This is a genomic window from Lelliottia jeotgali (assembly GCF_977070485.1).
The window spans coordinates 280,503-297,342 of the sequence record NZ_CDRVFO010000004.1; the positions used below are offsets into that span (position 1 = coordinate 280,503).

Below are 16,840 nucleotides of genomic sequence, written 5' to 3' on the forward strand. Positions count from 1 at the left end.
CCGCCATGCCCACCCTCACTGTTTGTTGTGCACCGCTGCAACCGCTGGAGCGCAAGCGACTGGCACTTGCCTTTACCCGCCAGCTCAAGCAAATGGGTGCCGACACCGCCCATTGCATGGTGTTCTTCAACCCGTTACCTGAGGCCAGTGTGTTCAGCGCCGGCATGCCGATGCCCGTTGCCGACCGCGACGGCGCACCGGCGCAGTTCCATGTGCGCATCACCCTGTCACAAGCCCGCGACCGGCAGGCTCACCAGGCGCTGGCTGAAGGGCTGCACGGCTGCCTGCGTACGCATTACCCGAATGCCTTCATCTACCTGCACTTCGACCCGATCCTGCCCGAGCACGTGTTCTTCAGTGCCGGAGCGGAATTGACCAACGCTGCCCATCAACAAGGAAAGACCGGCTCGTGAATCACCTCAGCATTGAACAGCGTATCCGCCAAACCCTCGGCCAGCTGCTTGGCGAGCACGTCGACGCCATCGATAAACGCGACAGTTTTCGTGACTTTCTCGGCGAACGCTTCGATAGCCTCATGGCTGTGGAAGTGATCACCGCCATCGAAGGCTGCTTCGACATCGAAGTGGACTACCTCAGCGACGATGTGCGCTTCTGGTTCGAAACCCTGGAAAAGATGGAGCAATTCGTCGGGCAAAAACTGGAAGATCAACTGACCCTGCAGGCCACCGAGTGAACGCCGAGCATCTGTTTACCACCTCCGGCTCAACCGGTGCGCCCCGGCAATGGCTGCGTAGCCAGGTGCAGATGGAGCACGAGGCGGCCCTGATTCTCGGCCGTTGGGCGCCCGATGCTCGGGAGATTTTCTCGTTCGCGCCGGTCAGCCACAGCTACGGCATGATCCTTGGCGAGGTCGGGTCGCGGGTTTTGAACGCCCAGTTGCACGCCTGCTCGCTGGAGCAGCAACGCATGCCAACGCTCGACGGGGAAGGTCCGTGCGTGATTCTCGCCATTGCCAGTACCTGGCGCGTGCTGCCGGCGCTGCTGGCCCGGCTGAGCGCCCGGCGTGCGGTACTGGTGGTGCACAGCGCCTCGTTGCTGCCGCCGGGGGCTCTGGCCACGGTGCAGCGCCATGCCGGGCCACAGGTGCGTTTCGTCGAACTGCTCGGTTCCACCGAAACCGGGGCCATGGCTTACCGCGAGCTGGACGCTCACAGTGATGCAGAGCAGCCCTGGACCCTGCTGAGCGATGTGACCCTGCTCAGCCCCCCGGGCCAGCCCTGTGCGCTGAACGTGGCCAGCCCGCGCATCGCCCGCCAGCCGTGCCAGGCACACGCAGCAGCCACGCATTGCTGCGATGACCAGGTATTGGTGTTGGACGAACAGCGCTTCCAGTGGCTGGGGCGGGCCAGCAGCCTGATCAAGGTCAATGGGCTGCGCGTCGACCTGGCCCGTTTGGCAAGTGATCTAGCTCAACGCCTGGATTGCCCCAAGCTGGCCTGCGTTGCCGTGGCCGATGCGCTGCGCGGCGAAGCGTTCGAGGTGCTGTACAGCTGCGACACCCTCACCGAGCACGCGGTGTTGGAGGCATTTCGCCAACTACCGCCAGGCCATCCATGGCCGGTTGCGGTACGCCGTGTCACCGACCTGCCTTTGTCCGCCACCGGCAAGCCTCTGCCGTGGGCGGCTTCCACTTCTGTCAAGGAATACACCCCATGAACCACGTTGACACCCAAGATGCCATCGCCCACTACCTCAGCAACTGCGGCGCCGACGCCACCCACGGCCGCGAGCAGCCCGAATACCTCGGTCTGAGCCTGCGCAAACGCCATGAAATACTGCAGCGCAACCCCGCCATGGCCGCAGACTGGGCAGCGCAGTACGCACAATGGTCCGTGCATGCCGACAGCCACTACCGCTGCCTGACCAGCACCCGTGAGGTCGAGGCACCGTGGTACCGCCTGGGGGTGAAGGACACTGTCGACGTGCAAGGCTTGCCGACCCGCCTGGGCTTGCGCAGCTACCGCCACTACCCCCAGCGCAGCGCCGAGGCGCTGACCTTCCTCGACCCGCGCATCGCCCTGACCTGCAAGGTCGCCACTACCGAACTGAACATTGCCTTTGGCGCCGGTTGCCGTAACCCGCGCTTCCCGAGCATCGATCCGTCTGGTTCCAGTACCGGTTCGGCGGTGTCGGTGGCAGCGGGGCTGTGCGATATCTCGTTGGGCACCGATGTGCTCGGCTCGGTGCGCTGGCCGGCCTCGCACTGCGGCATGGTCGGCCTGCGCATGACCCAGAAGGCCGAGAGCCTGGCCGGGGTGTTTCCGCTGTCACCGCGCATGGACGCACTGGGCTGGGTCGCCCGCAGCGCCGATGACCTCGACCTGCTGTTCCCGCTGCTGGGTCTGGAGCCACTGCTCGGCCAGCAACAGCCACTCAAAGAGCGCTATCGGGTCGCCATGCTGGAGCACGCGCTGGACCCGGCGCTGACCAGTGCGGCCATGCTCGACATGCTGGGCCAGGCACGCAGCGCACTGGCAGACCTGGACATGGCGCCCGCCGAAGTCGCCATGCCGGACCTGTGGGCCTGCCGTGGCGACGCCTGGCAACTGTGCGCACGGGATGCGTGGCTGGCCTCGGCTGCCTGGGCACGGCGCTTTGACTGCGAGCTGCACTGGTCGACACTCAGCGCCCTTAAAGTGGGTGAGGGCGTCAGCGACGCTGACTACCGGCGCATCCACCAGCGTATGGACAACATCCGTTCGGGTATCGACGCCTGGTTCGACAACGCCCAAGTGGATTTCGTGGTGTTCCCCATGGACCCCAACCGGCCATTCGACCGGCGCAACCCGCAGCCAGGGGACTCGACCATCCCGTCCCCGGCAGACGAAGGCTATGAGCAGAAGATCAGCTTTACCCCGCTGGCCAGTTTCAGCGGCCTGCCGGCCATTACCGTGCCGATTTGCCTGAGCGCCGACGGCAAGGCTCCGCTGGCCGTGCAGATCATGGGCCGGCGTGACAGCGAGCGGCAGTTGCTGGATATCGCCAAGCGCCTGCAAGCCCTGACCGGTCTACTTCCAACCCGTCGTCTTCAGGTGTAAGGAGCACAGCATGTGCGGAATCACAGGCTGGGTGGACTACACCCGCAACCTGACCCAGGCCGGCCAGGTCATCGGCGCCATGACCGATACGCTGGCACTGCGCGGGCCGGATGCCAGTGGCAGCTGGCAGCATTGTAATGCCTTGCTGGGCCACCGGCGGCTGGCGATCATCGACCTCAGTGGTGGCGTGCAGCCGATGACTTACCGCTGCGCCAGCGGCGAGGAAGTCGCGCTGATCTATACCGGCGAGGTCTACAACCACGACGCACTGCGTGAGCGCCTGCGCAATGCGGGCCACCAGTTCCATACCCGCAGCGACACCGAAGTGGTGCTGCACGCTTACCTGGAATGGGGCGAACAGTGCTGTGAGCACTTGAGCGGTATGTTCGCCTTCGCTGTGTTCGACGGGCGCGACGGCCACTTCCTGCTGGTACGTGACCGGCTGGGGGTCAAGCCGCTGTACTACGCCCACCACCAGCAGGGGCTGCTGTTTGGTTCGGAAATCAAGGCAATCCTGGCGCACCCGGAGTTTGCCAGTGCGCTGGATGTAGTGGGGCTGGTGGATGCGCTGAGCCTGTCGCGCGGCACGGCGCGCACGGCCTTGCGCGGGGTCAGCGAACTGCCTCCGGGGCATCGCTTGTCCTGGCGCCCCAACGGGCGTCCCAAACTCAGCCGCTACTGGCAGCTGCAGCGGCGCGAGCACCAGGATGACCTGCCCGGCACCGTGGCGCGCACCCGAGCGCTGCTCGGCAACGCGCTGGGCGAGCAGTTGCATGCCGATGTGCCGGTCTGTTCGCTGCTCTCCGGCGGGCTGGACTCGACCATCCTCACGGCCATGGCACAACAGCGCCTGACGGCAGAGCAGGGGGGTAGGGTCAATTCGTTTTCGGTGGACTTCATCGGCCAGGCCGAGCAGTTCCAGAGCGATACCTTCCGCCCGGAGCGCGATGAGCCCTACGCGCTGGCAGCTGCCGAGCACATTGGCAGCCATCACCAGACCATCCTCATCGACAACGGCGAACTGGTGGCTGACCCTGCGCGCAGCGCGGTCTACCGGGCCAATGATTCGGCGGCCACTTTCGGCGATGTGGACACCTCATTGTTCTTGCTGTTCAAGGCTATCCGCCGCCATTCAACAGTGGCCATTTCCGGCGAGGCAGCAGACGAAGTGTTCGGCGGCTACGCCTGGTTCCGCGACCCGCAGGCGCTGGCGGCGCAGCGTTTTCCGTGGCTTTCGCGCATGCAGTTGCTGCAGCCCGAGCTGATCAACCCGGAGTTTAACCGGCTGTGCGACTTTGCCAGCTACCAGGACGGTTGCTATCACCAGGCGCTAGACAGCGTCGAGCATTTGCCGGGCGACAACCCGCAAGAGCGGCGCATGCGTGAGATCTGCCACATGCACCTGCAGCGCTGGCTGCCGATTCTGCTCGACCGCAAGGACCGCCTGAGCATGGCTGCCAGCCTGGAAGTACGCGTGCCGTTCACCGACCATGAGCTGGTCGAGTACGTGTACAACGTGCCGTGGTCGATCAAGGGCAAGGACGGTGTGGAGAAGTGGCTGCTCAAGCAGGCCTGCGCCGATATCCTGCCAGCGGCCGTACTACAGCGACGCAAGAGCCCTTATCCGACCTCGGCGAACCTTGCTTATGAACGGTTCCTGCGTGAGCGCGTCCGGCACCTGCTGGAGCAGGCGGGCAGCCCGGTGTTCCAGGTGATCGACCGTGTTCGGCTGGGCGCTGAGCTGCGCCAGCCCGAGGGGTATTTCAATTCACAGTTGCGCCGTAACAACCTGGAGACCGCTCTGGCACTGGATGCCTGGCTGCGCGAATATCGCTTAGCGGTGTAGTTCGTGCTTGTCGCTGCCATCCAGAATCAACGGTTGCTGGATGGTGTCGACAAATCGCCGAGGCGCCCCCAGGTCGAGCATGGATATGAAACTGCCCAAGGCTGGAGAGGCGTTCTGTGTGTTCCAGTTCATATACAGCCCCATGGTCGGCGTTGGCTGGTCCTTGATCGGTCGGATAGGGCGAAACTGCACGCGCTCGCGCAGCGTCGAGTAGGCAATCGATTCAGGCACCAGGGCAACGCCGAAACCGCAAGCTACCAGCCCGATCAGGGTGTGGATCTGCGCCGCTTCCTGCACCACTTTGGGGTAGAAACCGGCCGATTCGCACAACGCAATCAACTGGCTGTGGTAGCCGCTGCCAAGCGCCTGCGGGGTGAATACGAAGTCCTCTTCGGCAAAATCCCGCAGGTCGACCATAGGCTGATGCGCCTTGGCGTGGTTGGCGGGTAGGGCCATGACGATCTGCTCATTGAGCAGCAACCTCGATTCGATGGTGTCTGGTGGCATCGGCAGCTTGCGCATGAAGCCGATGTCCGCTTCGCCGGCCATCAACGCCTTGGCCTGGGAGGCCGAAGGCATTTCGCGAATGGTCAGCCGCACGTTCGGGTAGATTTCGCGGAATTTCTTCAGGGTATTGAGCAGCGACTCGTAGTAAGCGATGGAAATGGCAGTGATGGTCAGCTTGCCGCAGATGCCCTCGGACACGTTGCGGGCGTATTCGATGCCTTGTTCCAACTCCTTGAGGGTACGGTAGGCGGTTTCCAGGAAGGCCATGCCCGCGGCGGTGAGCTTGACCCCGCGCTTGTTGCGCAGGAACAGGCTGAAGCCCAGCTTCTCTTCGAGTCGGTTGATCGCCTGGCTCAGGGGCGGCTGTGCCATGTGCAGGCGGATGGCTGCCTTGTGAAAGTGCAGCTCCTCGGCCACGGCAATGAACTGCCTGAGCAAACGTGTCTCGATCATTCTACGTTCCTTCATCGAGTCGAACGGGGGCCGGGAAAGCGTTCTCCGGCGGCCGACCGTGCAAGGCGGCCATGATAGTGCGTGGCATCGCGGCGACAAAGCCTCTGCTGTAAACGGCTCATCCGGGGCTTGACACTAAGGGTCGGGGTGCATCGGAAGGTGGCGGGTCTCAGGTGATATCCAGCAGATATCAAAGTTGCATGCTTTTAATATTAAGTCATTGATTTTTTTATTGTTATCGTAAAAAAGGAGAATCGGAAGGGCTCTACAATGCCAAGCACAGACCCATTCAAAGATAAAGTCGCCATCGTCACCGGTGCCGCCCAGGGCCTGGGCCTGGATTACGCCATGGCGCTGGCCGCGCGGGGAGCGCGGGTAGTCATCAGCGACCTGGGCACTGATCGCTCGGGCGAAGGTCAGAACCCGGCGGCGGTCAGCGTCGCACTCGAAACCCTGCGGGGCCAGGGTTTTGATGTGGTCGCTCATGTCGGCCACCTGGAAAACGAAGAAGAATGCCGAGAACTGGTGGAACTGGCCATCGCGCATTTCGGCGCGCTGGATATTCTCATCCACAACGCCGGCTGGGTCGATTACCAAGGCATCGAGACACAGGAACAGGCGTTTCTCGATCGCGCACTGGGCATCAGCGTGCACGCCCCGGTGTGGCTCGCCAAGCATGCCTGGAAGCACCTCAAGCAAGCCGAGGCACCACGCATAGTCCTCACCACCTCGGACCGCGCCATGTATCAGCGCTATGCCCAGCCAGGCCTGGTCGCGTACTCGGCGGGCAAGATGGCCCAGGTGGGCATCATGAACGCATTGAGCATGGAAGGGCTGGAACACGGCATCCTGGTCAATGCGGTCTCGCCAGTGGCCAAAACCCGTATGTGGGGCGTGACCCAGCCGCCGGAAGAACTCAAGCCGCAATGGGTGACACCGGGCGTGCTGTACCTGGCCAGTGCGCTTTGCCGGGATACCGGGTACATCCTGCGTGCCAGCAATGGCCAGTTCACCGCCACGCGCTTCAGCGAGAACAGCGGCGTGAGCTACCCGCGTGACCTGGCGCGGGTAGAGGCTTCGAGCCTGGGCGAAGTGGCTGAACGCTGGAGCCTCATCAAGGAATGTCATTACGTACCGACCAAGGTCGCCAACACCCGTGCCGACCTTGGTGAAAGCCCTGTGTGGGATGCGCGCACGGGTGCGTTGTATTTCATCGATATTACCGGCGGGCGGATTCACCGGCTGTTACCGGATGGCGAGGTCGAGAACCTTTATGAATCCGCTGCACGTATCGGTGCGTTGGCACTGACCGACCAGGGCAACCTGATCTTCACCGAAGATGCCAGCGTTGCCATTCTGGATATGTCGTCTTGCAAGGTGCGCCAGTACTCGGCGCCGGTGCATCATCGCCCGAGTTACCGCTTCAATGACGGTACCTGCGACCCCCAGGGGCGCTTCGTCACCGGCCTGATGGATGAGGGCCCAAGTGGCAAGACCGGTGCGCTGCTGCGTTTCGATGGCGAACTGCACGATGTGGTGATCCATGACGGCATGGCGTTGCCCAATGGCATTGCCTGGTCGGCCGATGGCCAGACCGTTTTCTTCGTCGACTCCGCTGCACGCTCGATCTACCGTGCCGAGTATCTGCCCGAAGGGCGGCTGGAGCAGGTCAGCCTGTTTGCCGAGACGCCTGCCGAACTGGGGCGCCCTGACGGTATCGCGCTGGATCGTGAAGGCGGGTTATGGGTGTGTCAGTTCAATGGCAGCTGCCTGCTGCGCTATGACCGCAACGGCCATTTGACCGAGCAGGTGGTGATGCCGGTACCGCGCCCGACCAGTTGCTGTTTCGGTGGCGATGGCATGGGTACGCTGTACATCACCACGGCACGGGTCGGCATGTCGCCGACAGAACTGCGCCACTACCCGGACGCTGGCGACCTGTATGCGATTCGCCCGGAAGTGGGCGGCATTCCCCGCTACGCGTTCAAGGAATAAGCACTTGCCCCTGGCTGGCCGGTAATACGGCCAGTTCGCCAAAACGCTGAGCCGAGTCGATATAGCGCAACGCCGATTTGGCATCCTTCCAGCCCACGTAACTCATCAGCGACTTCAACTCCCAGCCGTTGGCCGTGGCCCAGGTGGCAAAACCGCGCCGCAGGGAATGGCCGGTGTACAGCGCCGCCGGCACGCCGGCCCGTTCGAGCATGCGCCGCAACAGGCCGACCAGGCTGTTGCTGTTGAGCGCTGTGTCGCTCAGGTTGCCCCAGCGGTCGAGCTTGCGAAATACCGGGCCGCGGGCGATGCCCGCCACTTCAAGCCACTGCAGGTAGGCTGCGACCGGGCACAGCGCCTTCAGTGCCGGCGTGCGGTGCTGTACGCCAAGCGCTTCACGGTCACCTTTGCTGCGTGGCAGGAACAGGCTGATACCAACGCCGGCTTCGGCCTGGATGTGCTCCACGCGCAGGCGCGCCAGTTCGTCACCGCGAAACCCTCGCCAGAAGCCCAGCAGCAACAGTGCAGTGTCACGCCGGGCGCGGCGCAGTGCTGGCAGGTCATGCTGCTCGCGGGCCAGCCTGGCCTCTTCTTCAAAATGCTCGACAGCCGTTTGCAGGTGTTGCAACAGCAGCGGTGCGGCCTGTTTCGGCGGCGTCGGGTGCAAGGTGCGGATACCGCGCAGGACCTGGCGTACCAGCGGGGCCTTGGTCGGGTCGGGGAAGCCTTGGCTGATGTGCCATTGGCTGAGGGCCGCAAGGCGTTGGCGCAGGGTGCTGACCGCATGCTGCCCGGCGTGATCGGCCAGGTAGCGGGCAATGCTGTCGGCAGTGGCCGGGAGAAAACCGCCCCAGTGGGCTTCGAAATGCTCGATGGCAGCCTGATAGCTGCGCCGGGTGTTGTCACGGGTGGCGGCGCGGACGTAGCGCTCTATGTCAGTCATGTGAGGGTGGTGTCAGCGTGTGTTGCCAACACAATAAACCCTAACGTTTCGTCTGTCCCGGCTCTTTGGCGGGCAAGGCCACCGAGGGCTTCAGAGCACGCATGGCTTTTCCTCGATGCCGTTGAAAGGCGGGTATTCACGCAATTGCGCCGGCGACAAGGGGCGACTGAAGTGGTAGCCCTGGGCAATATCACAACCGGCAAGTTTCAGGCACACCACCTGTTCGCGGGTTTCCACCCCTTCGGCCACCACCTCCAGCCCCAGGCGCTTGGCCAGGATGATGGTCGAGGAGACGATCGGGCTGTCGTCGTAGCTGTTGGACAGCGGTGCGATCAGCGACCTGTCAATCTTGAGCTTGCTCAGCGGCAGTGACTGCAAGTGGGCGAACCCCGCGTAGCCACGCCCGAAGTCGTCGAGGCTGATGCCCAGGCCGGCCGCGCGCAGGCGGTGCAGATGTTCAACCGCTGTGCCTTCCGGGTCCAGAATGGTGGTCTCGGTGATTTCCAGCTCCAGGCGCTGCGGGCTGATGCCGTAAAACTGCAACTTGCTCAGCAGGCGGGTGCTGAAGTCGGCCTGGCGCAGCTGCAGTGCCGACACATTCACCGCCAGGCGGTTGTCGCGGCCCTGCACATCCCAGCGTGCCAGCTCTTCGCAGGCCAGGCGCAGCACTTCCCAGCCCAGCTCGATGATGAAACCGCTGCGTTCGGCCAAGCCGATGAAGCGGTCCGGGTAGAGCAGGCCAAATTCCGGGTGGTCCCAGCGTACCAGGGCTTCATAGCCCAGCACGCGCTGGGTATCCAGGCGGATTTGCGGTTGGTAGTGCAACACGAACTGACGCTCGGCCAGGGCACTGCCAAAGGCTTGTTCAAGAGTAAAGGCGTGGATGTCGGAAAGGTTCAGCGACGGGTCGAAGAAGCGGTACTGGGCACGCCCGGCCTGCTTGGCCGAATACATGGCGGCGTCGGCGCAGCGGATCAAGCTGTCAATGTCCTGGCCGTCGCGCGGGCAGATGCTGATGCCGACACTGGGGCTGGTATTGACCTCCTGGCCGTCGAGGGAGTAGGTAGCCGACAGTTTTTGCACCAGTTCGCGCACCCAGGTATTGATCTGTTCTTCACTGCGTTCGCCGGCCAGCAGTACCACGAATTCATCACCTCCAAAGCGCGAGGCTTCGTCGCCTTGCTCTAGCAGGCGCTGAATGCGCCCGGCCACGGCCTGCAGCAGCAAGTCGCCAATCTTGTGTCCGAGCGAATCGTTGATCGACTTGAAGCGGTCCATGTCGATGAACAGGATTGCCATAAGCCGACGCTTGCCGCGCTGGCGGGTCAGCGCAAGGCCCGCCACCTCGACGAACTGGCGGCGGTTGTGCAACCCGCTGAGGTGGTCAGTGGCGGCCGCCTGGCTGCTGCGACGGTGCGCATCCTCCAGGCGGCCGATCAGTTGCTGGTTGACCTGTTGCGCATGCTCAAGGGCGCTGAAAGCCTCTTGGCGCTTGTGCAGCAGACGCAGGGTCCAGACCAGACTGGCAAGGATCATCAGCGTCATGCTCAAGTTCAACCAGAACTGACGTGAATACGCCAGGGCTGTGGGGGCGAGGATTTCGTCGATGCGCTGGCTGACGATGATGGTGAAACCGCGCTCGGCTATGCGCCTGTACAGGCTCTGATAGGGCTGGCCGGATGCATATTGGATCAGCAGGCCCGACTCACTGCCCGGTGCCGACAGGCCGGGTTCGAAATCGTCAACAGCCATGACCACGCCGCGGGTGTCGATACGTAGGCGTTCCTGGCCGTCGTCCTGCAGCAGGCGCATGAGGCCGGTATTGCCCAGGTCAATGTGCTGGAAAAGCACCGCGAGGTAGCCGATATCGAGCTGCACCACCAGGATCTTGTCGATCTCGCGGCCTGGCAGGCTGGTCAGCGGCAAGAGGAAGGGCAGGCGCCAGTTCGGCAGGGCCGACGGGGTGAGGCCCGGTTCCACACGCGGCATGAAGGGTTTGAAACCGTAGTGCGCGACATGCAGTTTCAACTGCTGCAGCCAGCCGTCCGGCAGCTCTGGCACTTCGTTGACGTGGCTGGCTGACAGCAGCTTGCCGTTACGGTCATACAGGCCCATGCGTTTGAACACTGGGTCTTCGGCAAGCAACCGTGCCAGGCTCAGGCTGCCTTGGGGCAGTGCTTTCATATCGTCCTGGGTGACGCGGCCCACAGCCTGGGCACGATCAACCAGCTGACGCAGGCTTTCAGCGACGATGCGGGCGAGGTTCTGGTGCTCGGCCGCCTTGGCCATCAGCGCATCCTGGCGCGCGGCGGCCTTCTGGCTGAAGTGCACCCCCCAGAGGAAGGTCAGGGTGGCTGCACAGAGCATCAGGATCAACAGGCGCAGCAGGCCTGCTGACGAGAGAAAACGGCGTATCACGGCTGGTATTCCCGACCCTGGGTGAAGGCCGGAAAATACGACAGTAAGATGACAGGCTAATGACTGGTGGCCATTTGCTTGCAGGGTTTCTTTCTGGCTGACAAGGGCGCTGGCAGTCGGGCTGTTACGTGCTGCTTGTGGTGATTTGCTCCGTGACAGCGGCCCTGAAGGTGCTGTATACCTTCACGCCACCAAGGGGAGCCCGGCAACGGGCTGAGAAACCGCTGGCACTGCAGCGCGGTGACCCTTAGCACCTGATCCGGATCATGCCGGCGAAGGGATGGGACTGCCGACCTGCCTTTTTGCCGGCCTCACTGCGAGGCCGCTCCATGCTCCACCATAACGGCCTCGCTGTCACCCTATGGAGGGCAGCACCATGACCGAACGTTTTTCCCAAACCTTGCGCCGCCAGAGCGAACCGACCTGGTCGGCTGCTGTCGGCCACCGCTTCGTCACTGAACTGTGCAATGGCAGCGTGGCGGACCCGATCATGGTCCGCTACCTGGTACAGGACCACCGTTTTCTCGACAGCTTCCTGACCTTGCTCGGCGCAGCCATCGCCACAGCCGACACCTTCGATGCCCGCCTGCGTTTCGGCCGTTTTGCCGGGATGATCAGTAGCGATGAAAACACCTATTTTCTGCGAGCCTTCCAGGCGCTGGACGTAAGCCGGCAGCAGCGCACCGAACCCAAGGACACGGTGCCGACCCAAGGCTTCAAAGCCATCATGCGCGAAGCAGCAGCAACCCGTTCCTATGCGGCGGCATTGGCAGTGCTCAACGTTGCCGAAGGCCTGTACCTGGACTGGGCGCTGAAGGCACCAAAACCGATACCGGAAAACTTCGTGTACGCCGAGTGGATCACCCTGCATGACAATGCGGCATTCCAGGAATTCGTCGCCTTCCTGCAGGCTGAACTGGACCGCGTCGGCCCGAAGGAACCGGCACTGGCAAGTGACTTCTACCAGCGCACCGTGGCGCTGGAGCTGGCCTTCTTCGACGCCATCTACGATCAGGAGGCCTGAGGATGGATATCTTCGAGCGCCTGAAGGCCGCCACCGAGCCCCAGTGGTCGAGCTATGTGGACCACGACTTCGTTCGGCAGATGGGTGAGGGCACCTTGAGCGAAGACGCGTTCCGGACTTACCTGGTGCAGGACTACCTGTTCCTCATCCAGTTCGCCCGTGCCTGGGCGCTTGCCGCTTACAAAAGCAGGCTGGCGACCGACATCCGCGCGGCCCAGGCTGGCCTGGCTGCAATCCTCGACGAAACCGAACTGCACCTGCGCCTGTGCGCCCGCTGGGGTTTGTCGCAGGCCGATGTCGAGGCCGCGCCGGAGCACCAGGCCACGGTCGCCTACACCCGTTACGTGCTCGACTGCGGCGCTGCCGGTGACCTGCTCGAACTGCATGTGGCGTTGGCACCGTGCGTGATCGGCTACGCCGAAATCGGCCGCACGCTCGCTGCGCACATCGGTGACCTGAGTGATCACCCTTACCGCGAGTGGATTGGCGAATACGCCGGCGAGGGCTACCAGAGCGTGGCATCCGCGGCACGCAGGCACCTTGATGAGCTGGCGGCGCGCAGCATGACCGAGCAACGGTTCGTGGAACTGGCGGCGATTTTTGGCCAGGCTTCGAGGCTGGAGGCGGACTTCTGGCAGATGGGGTTGGATGGGGCTGTCTGAGCCAGTTCAGGTTCTGTGCCGGCTCCATCGGGGCCGGCACAATGTGACCGCCAGGTCGTTCAGAGGATGTGCCAGGACGGTCCTGGAATAGGGGCTGCTGTTTCGCTCACAGGATAATCACGGGGCCTCCAGCGCGGCCGCCCCCGGTTCTTGCGCAGGCATCGCTAGCAATTACAACAACAAAAGCCTGCAGCAAAACTGAAAAGGGCCCATCGATGGCAACACAAGAGAACGTTGAAACACCGCCGCTCGGCGTCACCGACCCGTCCAAGACTGCCGAGGCCAGGCAGGACCGCCACCTTGAAGGCAAGCTCGACTGGGCGGTATTCGGCGTCACCAGCTTGCTGGCGATCGCCTTCATCACCTGGGGTGTTGTCAACCAAGCCAGCCTCGCCGCGAGCGCTACCACTGCGCAATCTTGGGTCATCGTCAATTTCGGCTGGTTTTTCGTCCTGACGTCTACCGTGTTCGTCATCTTCGTGCTGTGGCTGGCCGCCAGCCGCTACGGCAGGATCCCTCTCGGGCGCGACGGCGAAGCACCGGAATTTCGCACGATCTCCTGGGTTGCCATGATGTTCAGCGCGGGCATGGGCATCGGCCTAATGTTCTTCGGCGTCGCCGAGCCACTGTCACACTACATTTCACCACCGCCCGGCACTGCCGCTGGCCAATCCGACGAGGCACTGCAGGTGGCGATGGCGACCACGCTGTTCCACTGGTCGCTGCACCCCTGGGCAATGTACGCCATCGTCGGGCTGGCAATTGCCTATGGCACGTTCCGCCGCGGCCGTTCGCAATTGATTTCCACCGCGTTCCGGCCCTTGATCGGCAAGCATGCCAACGGTCCTGTCGGGCGGGTGATCGACATGATGGCCATCTTCGCCACCCTGTTCGGTTCAGCGGCTTCGCTGGGGCTCGGCGCCTTGCAGATTGCGGGCGGGCTGGAATACAACGGCTGGATCGAACAGCCCGGCAAGCTGTTCTACATCACCATCATCACCTTGTTGACCATTGCCTTCGTTGCTTCGGCCGTGTCTGGCATCGGCAAAGGTATTCAGTGGCTGTCCAATACCAACATGGTACTGGCGTTGGCACTGGCGCTGTTCGTCTTCCTGGTGGGGCCGACGCTGTTGATGCTCAACCTGTTGCCGACTTCGATCGGTGTCTACATCAAGTTGCTGCCCGAGATGATGGCGCGCACCAGCGCCAGTGGTGGTGATGCGATGGACAGCTGGCTGGCCGGCTGGACCGTATTCTACTGGGCTTGGTGGATTTCCTGGACGCCCTTTGTGGGTATGTTCATCGCCCGCATCAGCCGCGGGCGCAGCATCCGCCAGTTCGTCAGCGGTGTTTTGCTGGTGCCAGGCCTGGTCAGCCTGGTGTGGTTCAGCGTTTTTGGCGGCGCCGGCATCGATGCCCTGCGCGAAGGCAGCTTCGCCCTCGTCGACGGTGCGGTGAACAGCAACCATGCCCTGTATCAGTTGCTCGACAGCTACCCCTGGGCTTGGGCCACTTCGGTGCTGGTCATGATCCTGGTGGCGATCTTCTTCGTCTCCGGCGCAGATGCGGCATCGCTGGTGATGGGCACCTTGTCCGAACACGGCACCACGCAACCCTCGCGCGCAACAGTGATTTTCTGGGGGGCACTGACCGGCACCGTCGCGGCCATCATGCTCGCGCTGGGCGACCCGGGTAACCCCGGGGAAGCGCTTACCGGCCTGCAGAACCTGACCATCGTCGTAGCGTTGCCGTTTGTGGTGGTCATGGTGCTGCTGTGCCTGGCGCTGTACCGTGACCTGCGCAAGGATCCGATGATGCTGCGCCACCTGCGCGGCAGCGAGCTGATCGAAAAGGCCGTGCTGTACGGCGCCGTCAAGCACGGCGAAGAGTTCTACATCGTGGTGCAGGAGAAGAAATCCTCGCTCAAGCCGGCACCCAGGAAGGCCCAGGTGACGGAGCCATGAGTGACCTGACGCGGCTGCGCCCGTCAACCAGCAGCGAGCGACGCCAATACGCAGCTTGAAATCTGGGCGTCCAGCACGGCGACCCCGGTCAGGTCGGCCAGCGTGATCTGGGCGTCATGCTCACGGCCGGTGGCGCGGCCCTCAAGCAGGGCACCAAGCTCGCTCAGTTGCTGCTCGACGATCAGGCCGGCCTGCAGGGCGTGAGAGACTTCGCCGTACTGGCTGCACTGGTAGAGGGAGTCGACGATGATGCGGTCGGCCCGTGCAACCAGCGCGGGTTCAAGCTCCTGTTTGCCCGGTGCATCGGCGCCAACGGCGGTGATATGGGTGCCAGGTTGCACCCATTCACTCTGCAACAGCGGCTCACGTGAAGGTGTTGCGCAGACGATCAGGTTAGCGGCCTGTGCAACCTCTGCGGCGTTGCGCGTTACCCGCACCTCATAACCCAGGTCGTTGGCAAAGGTTTTGTAGGCTGCCAGTTCAGCATCACCGCGCCCCCACACCACTACCGTGCGGCAGGAGGTAACGGCACCCAGTTGCTCCAACTGCATGCGCGCCTGGGTGCCGGTGCCCAGAATACCAATCGCTTTCACGGTTGCAGGGGCCAGCAGGCGGGCGGCGATGCGCCCGGCCAGCGCGGTGCGGATGCAGGTCAGCCAGCCCTCATCCTGCAACAAGGCAAGCGGTTGGCCTGTGCTGGCGGAGGCTACCAGCATCAAGCCATCATTACTTGGTAGCCCCTTTGACGGGTTGTCGTAAAAACCGGTGGACAGCTTCACCGTGAACGTGTCGCTACCCTCGACATGCGCTGACTTGATACAGCAGTCACCGTTGGCCTGAGGGAAGGCGAATGCTTGTACCGGTGGTACCTGGACCTTGCCTTGGGAGAACGCGATGAAACCTTCCTCCAGGCATTGCACCGCCAGCTCCATATCGAGCCCAGCAGTGATCTGTTGCTTGCTGAACACTTTCATTGAACAGCCTCGAGGAATTTATCGAGCACGATGTTGCGGCCGCAAATGACGACCGCGACGCGCTTGCCGCGGTATGCCTTGGCCATTTTCTGCATGCCGGCCACCGCCACACCGGCAGCGCCCTCGATGATCCAGCGCTCGTGGTTGGCGACATCGCGCATCGCCGACTTTATCTCTTCTTCGCTGACGAGCACGGTACGCGACAGCAGCGTCTGGCAGAGGGGGAAGGTGATGCAGCCTGGCTCGACCCCTCCGGCTGTACCGTCGGAGATGGTGTCCTGCTCTTGCATGTCGATGATTTCCCCGACTTCGAGCGAGCGCTGCAGGGTAGGGGCATTCGCCGGCCAGCAGCCAATGATCTCGATGCCTGGGTTGAGTGCCCGCAGTGCCGCGCCGATACCCGAAATCATGCCGCCGCCGCCGACCGCCACGAACACTGCGTCCAGGTCCGGTGCCTGTTCAAAGAGCTCCATCCCGATGGTGCCTTGGCCGGCGATCACTTCAAGGTCGTTGTAGGGCGATACAAAAGGCTTGCCTTGGAGGGCAGCCTGACGCGCCGCTTCAAGCTCCACACCCAAAGGATCCAGATCGAGGCTTATCACTTCGGCGCCGAGCGCGCGAATTGCACCCAGCTTGTAAGACGACGCCGAAGTGGTGGTGTAAACGGTGACAGGCACTCCCATTACCTTGCCGGCAAGCGCGAGCGCTTGCCCATGGTTGCCAGAGGAGGCCGTGATGACGCCCAGTTCGCGTTGCTCGGCCGGCAGCAGGCGAACCTTGTTACTGGCACCGCGGAATTTGAACGAGCCAGTGTGTTGCAGGTGTTCGCATTTGAGGTACACGTTGCATTCGGTCATTGCCGAAAGCCCTGGGCTGAAGTCGAGCGGGGTGACATTTACCTCAGGGCGCAGTGCCTGGTGTGCATCAGCGATCGCTTGGTACAGGGAAGACAGGTTCGGGGCATCGGCAGGCATTGTGGTAGCGTCCGTATATGGATA

Annotated in this window: 14 protein-coding genes and 1 riboswitch; of the genes, 9 read left to right on the plus strand and 5 right to left on the minus strand. The window is 63.0% G+C overall.

Translation table 11 applies throughout. From position 1 onward, the window contains the following. Window positions 1–5: 5 nt before the first annotated feature. Genes ACW4TB_RS08425 through asnB form a run of 5 tightly spaced genes read left to right on the plus strand, consistent with a single transcriptional unit; the run spans window position 6 to window position 4,905 of the window. A complete protein-coding gene (locus ACW4TB_RS08425; RefSeq protein WP_012314538.1) occupies window positions 6–413 on the plus strand; it encodes a hypothetical protein in 408 nt (135 codons plus the stop codon). Further along, on the plus strand, window positions 410–694 hold the full coding sequence (locus tag ACW4TB_RS08430; protein WP_012314537.1) for an acyl carrier protein: 285 nt from the start codon (window positions 410–412) through the stop codon (window positions 692–694). The genes ACW4TB_RS08425 and ACW4TB_RS08430 overlap by 4 nt, the downstream gene beginning before the upstream one ends. Continuing rightward, a complete protein-coding gene (locus ACW4TB_RS08435) occupies window positions 691–1,677 on the plus strand; it encodes an AMP-binding protein (protein WP_279931685.1) in 987 nt (328 codons plus the stop codon). The genes ACW4TB_RS08430 and ACW4TB_RS08435 overlap by 4 nt, the downstream gene beginning before the upstream one ends. Beyond that, window positions 1,674–3,059: an amidase gene (locus tag ACW4TB_RS08440; protein ID WP_279931683.1), complete on the plus strand. Its 1,386-nt coding sequence runs from the start codon at window positions 1,674–1,676 to the stop codon at window positions 3,057–3,059. Before ACW4TB_RS08435 ends, ACW4TB_RS08440 begins: the two co-directional genes overlap by 4 nt. Window positions 3,060–3,069: 10 nt before the next feature. After that, entirely contained in the window at window positions 3,070–4,905 is a 1,836-nt protein-coding gene (gene asnB / locus ACW4TB_RS08445; protein ID WP_254465796.1) for an asparagine synthase (glutamine-hydrolyzing), read from the plus strand. Here the strand turns inward: asnB and ACW4TB_RS08450 are convergent. After that, on the minus strand, window positions 4,894–5,865 hold the full coding sequence (locus tag ACW4TB_RS08450) for a LysR family transcriptional regulator (protein WP_012314533.1): 972 nt from the start codon (window positions 5,863–5,865) through the stop codon (window positions 4,894–4,896). The genes asnB and ACW4TB_RS08450 overlap by 12 nt on opposite strands. 270 nt (window positions 5,866–6,135) lie before the next feature. Between ACW4TB_RS08450 and ACW4TB_RS08455 the strand changes: the two genes are divergently transcribed. Continuing rightward, window positions 6,136–7,860 (plus strand): SDR family NAD(P)-dependent oxidoreductase, encoded by a 1,725-nt coding sequence (locus tag ACW4TB_RS08455; RefSeq protein ID WP_012314532.1) that lies wholly within the window; start codon window positions 6,136–6,138, stop codon window positions 7,858–7,860. On the opposite strand, the gene ACW4TB_RS08460 is transcribed toward ACW4TB_RS08455, so the two are convergent. Next, window positions 7,850–8,800, minus strand: a complete 951-nt coding sequence (locus tag ACW4TB_RS08460; protein WP_254465795.1) for a site-specific integrase — start codon at window positions 8,798–8,800, stop codon at window positions 7,850–7,852. The two genes, ACW4TB_RS08455 and ACW4TB_RS08460, sit on opposite strands and share 11 nt — an antisense overlap. A 90-nt stretch (window positions 8,801–8,890) precedes the next feature. After that, the gene (locus tag ACW4TB_RS08465; RefSeq protein WP_012314530.1) at window positions 8,891–11,218 is read right to left on the minus strand and encodes a putative bifunctional diguanylate cyclase/phosphodiesterase; all 2,328 of its coding nucleotides are present in this window, start codon (window positions 11,216–11,218) and stop codon (window positions 8,891–8,893) included. 184 nt (window positions 11,219–11,402) lie between these two features. Continuing rightward, window positions 11,403–11,516, plus strand: a riboswitch (TPP riboswitch). Between the two features lie 78 nt (window positions 11,517–11,594). Here ACW4TB_RS08465 and ACW4TB_RS08470 point away from each other — a divergent pair. The 3 genes from ACW4TB_RS08470 (at window position 11,595) to ACW4TB_RS08480 (ending at window position 14,868) form a co-directional block, all read left to right on the plus strand. Then, window positions 11,595–12,242 carry a TenA family protein gene (locus ACW4TB_RS08470; protein WP_012314529.1) on the plus strand — a complete coding sequence of 216 codons (648 nt, stop codon included), beginning with the start codon at window positions 11,595–11,597 and terminating at the stop codon, window positions 12,240–12,242. A gap of 2 nt (window positions 12,243–12,244) precedes the next feature. After that, window positions 12,245–12,904 (plus strand): thiaminase II, encoded by a 660-nt coding sequence (gene tenA, locus ACW4TB_RS08475; protein WP_254465794.1) that lies wholly within the window; start codon window positions 12,245–12,247, stop codon window positions 12,902–12,904. Window positions 12,905–13,119: 215 nt separating this feature from the next. After that, a complete protein-coding gene (locus tag ACW4TB_RS08480) occupies window positions 13,120–14,868 on the plus strand; it encodes a BCCT family transporter (protein ID WP_279931677.1) in 1,749 nt (582 codons plus the stop codon). Window positions 14,869–14,891: 23 nt separating this feature from the next. Here ACW4TB_RS08480 and ACW4TB_RS08485 read toward each other — a convergent pair whose 3' ends face one another. After that, complete coding sequence (locus ACW4TB_RS08485) at window positions 14,892–15,842, minus strand: ornithine cyclodeaminase family protein (protein ID WP_279931675.1); 951 nt, start codon at window positions 15,840–15,842, stop codon at window positions 14,892–14,894. Beyond that, window positions 15,839–16,795 (minus strand): threonine/serine dehydratase, encoded by a 957-nt coding sequence (locus ACW4TB_RS08490; protein ID WP_455842950.1) that lies wholly within the window; start codon window positions 16,793–16,795, stop codon window positions 15,839–15,841. The genes ACW4TB_RS08485 and ACW4TB_RS08490 overlap by 4 nt, the downstream gene beginning before the upstream one ends. Between the last annotated feature and the right edge of the window lie 45 nt (window positions 16,796–16,840).

What these genes read in the sequence shown, in the direction of transcription:
- ACW4TB_RS08455 (WP_012314532.1), top strand. Translation starts at nt 6,136, where the DNA reads ATGCCAAGCACAGACCCATTCAAAGATAAAGTCGCCATCGTCACCGGT.
- asnB (WP_254465796.1), top strand. Translation starts at nt 3,070, where the DNA reads ATGTGCGGAATCACAGGCTGGGTGGACTACACCCGCAACCTGACCCAG.
- ACW4TB_RS08460 (WP_254465795.1), bottom strand. Translation starts at nt 8,800, where the DNA reads ATGACTGACATAGAGCGCTACGTCCGCGCCGCCACCCGTGACAACACC.
- ACW4TB_RS08450 (WP_012314533.1), bottom strand. Translation starts at nt 5,865, where the DNA reads ATGATCGAGACACGTTTGCTCAGGCAGTTCATTGCCGTGGCCGAGGAG.
- ACW4TB_RS08470 (WP_012314529.1), top strand. Translation starts at nt 11,595, where the DNA reads ATGACCGAACGTTTTTCCCAAACCTTGCGCCGCCAGAGCGAACCGACC.
- ACW4TB_RS08440 (WP_279931683.1), top strand. Translation starts at nt 1,674, where the DNA reads ATGAACCACGTTGACACCCAAGATGCCATCGCCCACTACCTCAGCAAC.
- ACW4TB_RS08485 (WP_279931675.1), bottom strand. Translation starts at nt 15,842, where the DNA reads ATGAAAGTGTTCAGCAAGCAACAGATCACTGCTGGGCTCGATATGGAG.
- ACW4TB_RS08425 (WP_012314538.1), top strand. Translation starts at nt 6, where the DNA reads ATGCCCACCCTCACTGTTTGTTGTGCACCGCTGCAACCGCTGGAGCGC.
- tenA (WP_254465794.1), top strand. Translation starts at nt 12,245, where the DNA reads ATGGATATCTTCGAGCGCCTGAAGGCCGCCACCGAGCCCCAGTGGTCG.
- ACW4TB_RS08480 (WP_279931677.1), top strand. Translation starts at nt 13,120, where the DNA reads ATGGCAACACAAGAGAACGTTGAAACACCGCCGCTCGGCGTCACCGAC.